Annotated in this window: 9 protein-coding genes; 2 read left to right on the top strand and 7 right to left on the bottom strand. The window is 73.0% G+C overall.

The window, feature by feature from the left end; genetic code table 11:
* The coding region (locus tag V7E09_RS13600; RefSeq protein ID WP_324523548.1) for an MFS transporter at positions 1-695 on the top strand (695 nt) is incomplete at its 5' end.
* Here the strand turns inward: V7E09_RS13600 and V7E09_RS13595 are convergent.
* From V7E09_RS13595 to V7E09_RS13565, 7 genes are all read right to left on the bottom strand, one after another.
* Entirely contained in the window at positions 637-1,296 is a 660-nt protein-coding gene (locus tag V7E09_RS13595) for a hypothetical protein (protein ID WP_324523547.1), read from the bottom strand. The two genes, V7E09_RS13600 and V7E09_RS13595, sit on opposite strands and share 59 nt — an antisense overlap.
* Before the next feature lie 99 nt (positions 1,297-1,395).
* Positions 1,396-1,830, bottom strand: a complete 435-nt coding sequence (locus tag V7E09_RS13590) for an enterochelin esterase domain-containing protein (protein ID WP_324523546.1) — start codon at positions 1,828-1,830, stop codon at positions 1,396-1,398.
* Position 1,831: 1 nt separating this feature from the next.
* Positions 1,832-2,692: an ABC transporter ATP-binding protein gene (locus V7E09_RS13585; RefSeq protein ID WP_324511957.1), complete on the bottom strand. Its 861-nt coding sequence runs from the start codon at positions 2,690-2,692 to the stop codon at positions 1,832-1,834.
* The gene (locus V7E09_RS13580; protein ID WP_324511956.1) at positions 2,692-3,798 is read right to left on the bottom strand and encodes a FecCD family ABC transporter permease; all 1,107 of its coding nucleotides are present in this window, start codon (positions 3,796-3,798) and stop codon (positions 2,692-2,694) included. Before V7E09_RS13580 ends, V7E09_RS13585 begins: the two co-directional genes overlap by 1 nt.
* A complete protein-coding gene (locus V7E09_RS13575) occupies positions 3,795-4,883 on the bottom strand; it encodes a FecCD family ABC transporter permease (RefSeq protein WP_324511955.1) in 1,089 nt (362 codons plus the stop codon). Before V7E09_RS13575 ends, V7E09_RS13580 begins: the two co-directional genes overlap by 4 nt.
* The gene (gene fepB / locus V7E09_RS13570) at positions 4,880-5,875 is read right to left on the bottom strand and encodes a Fe2+-enterobactin ABC transporter substrate-binding protein (RefSeq protein ID WP_324511954.1); all 996 of its coding nucleotides are present in this window, start codon (positions 5,873-5,875) and stop codon (positions 4,880-4,882) included. Before fepB ends, V7E09_RS13575 begins: the two co-directional genes overlap by 4 nt.
* 28 nt (positions 5,876-5,903) lie before the next feature.
* Positions 5,904-6,749: a siderophore-interacting protein gene (locus tag V7E09_RS13565; RefSeq protein WP_324511953.1), complete on the bottom strand. Its 846-nt coding sequence runs from the start codon at positions 6,747-6,749 to the stop codon at positions 5,904-5,906.
* A gap of 78 nt (positions 6,750-6,827) precedes the next feature.
* Here V7E09_RS13565 and V7E09_RS13560 point away from each other — a divergent pair.
* Positions 6,828-7,262, top strand: a 435-nt coding sequence (locus V7E09_RS13560) for a cupin domain-containing protein (protein WP_324523545.1), incomplete at its 3' end; no start/stop codon positions are given.

The following is a 7,262-nucleotide window of genomic DNA, read 5'->3' as shown; positions in this document are numbered from 1 at the left end:
GCTACGGCGTCTCGGTCAGCATCGCCGTCGTCGTGGTCATCATCTTCCTGCGCGACCCGGCCCGGACCGAGGCCGCCGAGGACGCCCGCCCCCGCGTCACGCTGCGCGAAGTGCTCGGCATGCCGCACTACCGGGCGCTGCTGGCGTCCGGGTTCGCCAACGGCTGGTCCACCTTCGGCGTCCGAATCGCGCTCGTGCCGCTCATGGCGGGCGCCATCCCCACCCTCGGCGCGCCCATGGCCGGGTTCGCGCTCACCCTGTTCGCGATCGGCAACGTCATCGGGCAACAGTTCACCGGCCGCATGGTCGACGCGGTGGGCCGCCGCCCCGTCCTGATGACCGGCCTGCTGATCAGCGGCTGCAGCACGCTCGTGTTCGGTTGGGCCGAGGCGCTGCCGGTGTTCGTCGGCCTGTCGCTCATCGGCGGCGTGGGCGCGTCCATGATCCAGCCCGCCTCCCAAGCGATGATGGCCGACATCATCGGCTCCGAACGCAACGGCGGTCAGGCGCTCTCGGTGTTCTCCATGGCGGGCGACCTGGGCGCCATCATCGGGACGCTGCTGGCCGGGTTCATCGCCGACGCGTTCGGCTTCGGCTGGGCGTTCTTCCTGACCGGCGTGACGCTGCTGCTCAGCATCATTCCGTGGTACCGGCTGGGGAGGCTTCCCGAGCCCGGATCGGCCGCTCCAGCCTGAACAGCAGCTCGTGGCGCCACCACGCGTAGTCGTGGCCGCCAACGGCGCTCGCCACGCTGACGTCCAGGCCGCCCGAAGCCAGGAGCGGGGCCGACTCCCGCGCCAGTTCAAGCATCCCGCCCTCCTCTGTCCCGGCGATCATCTCCACGCGTCCGGGGAACCGGCGGCCGGTACGCGCCTGGGTCGCCACCCGGGAGACCAGGTCCCCGACGCCGGTGGCCGGCCCCGGAGGCCGCTGCTGGCCGCGAACGTAGTGCAGCGACGGCGACTGGGCGAACGCGGAGCGCACGACGCCGCTGACGACCAGCCCCACCGAGGCGAGGCCGCCGTAGCTTTGACCGGTGGCGAGGAGGTCGTCGGGACGCAGGCCCCTGCCCGTGGCGTCCTCCCAGGCCGCCAGGGCGTCCGTCACCGCGGCGGCCACCGCACCCGGCGACGGCAGGAACTCACCGCGATGCGTGAGGGTCCCGGAGTCGACGGCGAGGATCAGCGGCGGGTCGGCCAGACGACGCAACCGCTGCGGCAGGCCGACCGCCTCCCACTGCTCGGCGTCGAAGAGCACCACGGCGGTATCGCGGCGGCCATAATCCCAGGCCGACACCCTGGTGGTGAGGCGAGTGCGGACGGGTTCTCCCGTGAGTGGGACGGCGTCCTCGTCCCAGGCGGGATGCAGGCGGGCGCCCGGCAGCGCCAGCAGCGATCAGTCCCCGCCGAGCGGGGTGGCCATGGTCATCCCGGCCAGCGGATCGGGGGTGCCCGCCCGGTGCACCGCCAGCCAGCCCTCCCGGGTGTGGCCGGCGTCCGGAGGCAGGTAGGCGGCCACCACGATCCGGTAGCCGCACAGCAACCCGGCGGGCAGGTACCAGGCGGCGGCATACGTGGAGCCGTCGGCGTCCCGGGTCACCTCGGGCAGCCGGGCCCACGCGAAGTCGCTGCGCAGCACGTCCGTGACGCCGTTGAGGTGGACCATCACCTCGCGTCCCGGCTGCGTGCGGACGGCGAACGTGACGGGGACGCCGTCGGGTCCGGGCGGGTCGATGACCGGCCAGGTCCGGCTCACCTCGGTGGGATGAGCGCCCGTGCGCAACGCGGTGAGAGCAAGGGTGGTGGCCGGAGCGGGGGGCTCGGTGCGCATGTCAGCCCACCTGCCCGCCATCGACCGCCGGGACGCCGAGGACGGGTGACTCCGGCTCCGCGAGAGCGGCACGTCCGGCCAGCGGCACGATGAGGGGGGATCCCGACTCGGGGTCGGCGATGACGCGCGCCCGGAGCCCGAATGCCGCCTCGACGAGCGTCGGGGTCAGCACGTCGCCGGGGGTGCCCTCGGCGAGCAGCGCGCCGTCCCGCATGACGATCAGGTGATCGGCGTACCGGGCGGCCAGATGCAGGTCGTGCAGGACGGCGACGACGGTGCGGCCCGCGTCGCGGAGATCGCGGCACAGCTCCAGCACCTCGATCTGATGGGTGATGTCGAGATACGTGGTGGGCTCATCCAGCAGCAGCACGTCGGTGCCTTGGGCCAGCGCCATCGCCAGCAGGACGCGCTGACGCTGTCCGCCGGACAGGTCCTCCACGACCCGGTCGCGCAGGTCGTCCACGGCGGTGGTGACCATCGCGCGCCGCACCGCCTCCTCGTCCTCGACCGACCACTGCCGCAGCAGTCCCTGGTGCGGGAACCGGCCCCGCGCGACCAGGTCGGCGACCGTGATGCCCTCGGGCACCGGCACGGCCTGGGGCAGCAGCGTCAGCTCGCGGGCGAACTCCTTGGACCTGAAGCCGCGCACGTCGCGGCCGGCGAGCTCGACGGAGCCCGCGGTCGGCGTCAGGAGGCGGGCCAGCGTCCGCAACAGCGTCGACTTGCCGCAGGCGTTCGGGCCGACGATGACGGTGAACACCCCGCGCGGCAAGCCGACGTCGAGGCCCTCGATGATGGTGTGGGCGCCGTAGCCGACGCTGAGGCCGGACGCCGTGAGCGGGGCGTCGGGTCGGGTGGTCATCAGCGGTTCCCCCTAGTGAGCAGGACGAGCAGGTACACGCCGCCCAGCAGACCCGTGACCAGGCCGACCGGCATAGCGAGCCCCCAGGGCAGGTGCTGGGAGGCCAGGTCGGCGGCGAGCACGAGGACGGCGCCGGTGAGGGCGGTGCAGATCAGCGCCGGGCGTCCGCGTCCCACCAGCCGCCACGCGACCTGGGGAGCCGCCAGCGCGACGAAGGACACCGGTCCGGCCGTGGCGGTGGCGGCGGCGACCAGGATGACGCCGAGCAGCGTCAGGAGCAGGCGGGTGGCGGCCACCGGGACGCCCGCCTGGGTGGCGACGGCGTCCCCCAGTTGGAGGGCCGCCATCCGCTGCCCGAGCGCCAGGACGAGCGGGGTGGCGACGACGGCGATGCCCAGGCAGAGCCAGACGATGAACGGGTCGCGGGAGTTGAGCGTGCCGACGAGCCACTGCTGGGCGGCGACGGCCGCGTCGGCCTGGGAGCGGGTGAGGAGCAGGTCGTTGACCGCCCCGAAGAACGCGCTCGCGCCGATGCCGACCAGGACGAGCCGGTAGCCGCCGCCGGTGGAGGGGGCGCCGCGGTCGCGCAGGTGGGCGAGCCCGACGACGAGCGCGGCCGCGAGCAGGCCCCCGCCGACCGCCGACGCCGCCACGGCGAGCGGGCCGGCCGTGAACGCGACGATGGCGATGATGGCGCCGGTCGCCGACCCGGTGACGAACCCGATGACGTCGGGAGAGCCGAGCGGGTTGCCGGTGAGGTTCTGGAACACCGCACCCGACAGGGCCAGGCAGACGCCGACGGCGAGCGCCGCCACCAGGCGGGGGACGCGGATGCCCCACACGACCCGCGACGCGCGTCCCGTGCCGTCGCCCAGCAACGCGCCGAAGATCTCGTCGGGACGCAACTCGATGGTCCCGGTGGTGAGAGCGATCCAGCCGCCCGCCAGCAGGGCGAGGAGGAGGATGAGCGCGACCACGACGCGGCGACGCGTGGTGCGGATCGACCAGCGCCCGGCGCGCAGCGCTTCCGCCCCGTCGATGGTGGGGGAGACGCCGAGCGGGGCCTTCGCGCGGGACACGGCGTCCGGGCGGGTCGGCGTGCTCACAGCCGGGCCCAGCGACGGCGGCGCACCAGCGCGATGAACACGGGAGCCCCGATGAGGGAGGCGATGACCGCGGTCTCGACCTCGGCGGGGTTCATCAGGACGCGTCCGATCATGTCTGCTCCCACGACGATGATGGCCGCCGACAATGCCGACAGCGGCAGCACCCAGCGGTAGTCGGGACCCACCAGGGCACGGACGGCCAGCGGGGCTGCGAGCCCGACGAAGGCGATCGGGCCCGCTGCGGCGGTGGCGGACCCGGCCAGCAGCACCACGAGGACGCCCCCGATCAGCCCCAGGCGGCGCGGGTTGGCGCCGAGCGCGCGCCCCATCTCCGTGCCCAGGGCGAGGGCGTTGAGCCAGGGGCCGCACAGGCAGGCCGCGAGGGCGGCGGGTACCGCGATCGCGGCGATGGGGAGGATGACGTCGTAGCCGCGCCCCTGCAGCGAGCCGACCGCCCAGTGCTTGAACGATTGGAAGATGGTGGGGAAGTTCAACAAGATGGCGTTGGTGTAGGCGCCGAGCACGATGCTCAACGCGGCGCCCGCCAACGTGAGGCGGACGGGGTCGGTGCCGCTGCGGAACGCCCCGCCCAGCAGCAGCACCAGCACGGACGCGGCGGCGGCGCCCACGAACGCGAACACGACGCTCACGACCGTGGCGGTCACCCCGGCGAACGCGACGCCGCCCACCGACGTGAGGGCCACACCGGTGACGACCGCAGCCGAGGCTCCGGCATTGACGCCGAGGATCCCGGGTTCCGCCAGCGGGTTGCGGGTCAGCGCCTGCATCAGGGTGCCGGCGACGCCCAGGCAGACGCCGACGAGGATGCCCAGGATGGTGCGCGGCACGCGGAGCTCCAGCACCAGCAGCGCCACCTCGGTCGGGACGTCAGCCCCGACGATGGCGCCGAACACCTGCGCGGGTGGCAGGGCCTGGGCGCCGACGAACAGGCTGAGGATCGCGAAGCCGATCAGCGTGATGACCAGGCCTGCCAACACGGTGCGGCGGTGGCCTCCAGCCGTGGCTTCGAGAAGGGAGAAGCCTCCCCGCCGCGGGCGCGACGGGGAGGCCACGGTCAAGCTCACGCGAGAGCGCCCTCCACGAGGGCGACGATCTCGAGGGCGGAGTAGTAGTCGATCCGGAACGAGTGCTGGCCGAGCGCGATGACCTTGTTGTTGGCGACGGCCGGTGCGTTGCGCAAGACGGCCGTGTTCTTCAGGTCCGTCGCGGTGGCCTCGTCGCCGCTGGCCACGAAGACGGTGGCGCCGGTCAGGGCGGTCACGGTGTTCTCCAGGGACACGAAGGCGAAGTCGTTGCGCTTGGTGGTGGAGGTGTCGACCGCGTCGGCAGCGCCCGCGACGGTGAATCCGAGCGAGTCGATCAGGTCGGCGTGCGGGGAGCCGGGCTTGGCGAACGCGGTGTCCTTGGCGGCACCGTTCCACACCACGACGTTGGCGGACGGGTCGGAGATGGACAGCTTGCCCTTGACCTCGGCGACGCGGGCATCGAAGGAGGCGACGGTGGCAGCCGCTGCGTCCTCCTGCCCGGTCGCCTTGGCCAGTTCACCGGCGAGGTTCTGCCAGGAGGCGGAGCCGTAGTTGAGCACGATGGTCGGCGCGATGGCCGACAGCTTGTCGTACTGGTCTGCGGTGGCGTCCGCGCCGGTCGCCGACACGACGATCAGGTCCGGGTCGGCCGCCAGAACAGCCTCCTCGTTGAACTCCAGGTTGGGGTACAAGACCTCGACGCCCTTCTCGGCGGCGGCCTTGCTCCACTGACCGAAGAATCCCTTGTCGTCAGTGATGTCGGACGGAGTGGTGGCCGCGCTGGCGACGACGGGGGCGCCGATGGCGAGCAGCGTGCCGGTGAGGGTGGGGGAGGTCGAGACGATGCGCGTCGGCTTGGCGTTGATCGTCGTCTCGCCCTTGGTGTGGGTGATGGTGCGGGGCCAGCCCTGGCTGCTGGCGGAGGCGGCCGGGGTGGACGCCGAGGTGGCGGCCCCGCCGGAGGCGCAGCCGGTGAGGGCGAGCGCCACGACCGCGAGGGCGGCCGCGAACTTGGTGGACAGATTGAGCATGGTTCCTTCTTGGTGTGGGTGCGGTGGGTCAGTCGTCGGAGACGGCGTGGTGGTCGAGATCCGCCGTTCCGGTGCGCCAGTACCCGTCGATATCGAAGGCGTGCCGGGGCACACCCTGCTCGCGCAGGGCACCCCGGACCGACTTCATGACGCCCGCCTCGCCTGCCGCCCACACGAACACGTCGCGGGGGGCCGGGCTGGTGCGCAGGGCGTCGGAAACGTCCTGGGCGAGCAGCGGGCCGCGGTCGGGTCCATCGGCGGCGACGTGACGCCGCCAGTCGACGGTGGAGCGGCGTCCCGGTTCCGGAAGCGGGTAGGCGTCCGGAACGGCCGCGACGGTGACGACGGTGAAGTGCGCGCTGAGCCCGGGCTGATCGAGCCACCGGCCGAGCGCGGGCAGCGCGGTCTCGTCGGCCACCAGCACGTAGTGGCCGTAGCTGGGCGGGTAGAGGTGGCTGCCGCGCGGCCCGAGCACCCCGATCCGGGCGCCGGGGGTGGCGTCCAGGAACCAGCGTCCCGCGGGGCCGTGCTCATGCAGGACGCCGTCGATGGTGAGTTCGTTCGCGTCGGGGTTGACGGCGCGCACCGTGTAGTCGCGGGTCACCCCGGTGAAGCCGTCCCAGAAGGCTCGGCCGTTCTCGATGCGTGGGACGCTGACGTCGCCGTTCGCGTCCGGGAGCACCAGCTTCACGTGGTCGGCGGCCGCCCAGGGCAGGTAGGGCACGGTCCCGGCCCGGTCGCCGGTGAGGGTGACGCGGCGCATCACAGGGCTGAGCTCCTCGACGCGCGCGACCTCCAGGATGCGCGGGGCCAGCGGATGCATGACGGTCGAGACGCCGAGGCGAGGGTCGGCGGGCACAGCAGAGGCGGACATATAAGCAACGCTAACTTTGGCTAATCCGGTTAGGCTTACCTAATCTTGGAAGCGCGACAGCGATGCGGGAGATGCGACATGGAACATCATCGGGTCCGGCGCCCCAGCCCGCGGGCGCGGCAGTTCTCCAACGCGCACGCCGTCGACGAACTGACCTGGGTCCGCGAGGGACGCCTCGTGCTGCGCATCGGCGGGCAGACCCTCACCGCGACGCCGCATCGGACGGTGTACGTGCCCGCGGGCGTCGAGCACGACGTCGAGCCCGTCGGCAACACGACCGCCAAGCCGCTGTTCCTCTCGGCCGTCCACCATCTTGGGGATCGCGCGCTCGCGTTGCCGCGCACCGACGCGCTCAACCGGCTCGCTGCCCCGCTCGACGAGCCCGGCCCCGGCCTCGGGCCGGCGATGGCGCAGTTCATGGACGCGCTGCTTCCGTGGGTGCGGACGGCGCCGCCGCCGCTGCCGGAGGAGCCGCGCGCCCGGCACATCGCCCGGCACCTGCTGGCCGAACCC

The sequence above is a fragment of the Propioniciclava sp. genome (assembly GCF_036744435.1).
GTDB lineage: Bacteria > Actinomycetota > Actinomycetes > Propionibacteriales > Propionibacteriaceae > Propioniciclava.
This window is presented reverse-complemented; position numbering and strand designations above follow the sequence as displayed.

What these genes read in the sequence shown, in the direction of transcription:
- V7E09_RS13585 (WP_324511957.1), bottom strand. Translation starts at nt 2,692, where the DNA reads ATGACCACCCGACCCGACGCCCCGCTCACGGCGTCCGGCCTCAGCGTC.
- V7E09_RS13590 (WP_324523546.1), bottom strand. Translation starts at nt 1,830, where the DNA reads ATGCGCACCGAGCCCCCCGCTCCGGCCACCACCCTTGCTCTCACCGCG.
- V7E09_RS13565 (WP_324511953.1), bottom strand. Translation starts at nt 6,749, where the DNA reads ATGTCCGCCTCTGCTGTGCCCGCCGACCCTCGCCTCGGCGTCTCGACC.
- fepB (WP_324511954.1), bottom strand. Translation starts at nt 5,875, where the DNA reads ATGCTCAATCTGTCCACCAAGTTCGCGGCCGCCCTCGCGGTCGTGGCG.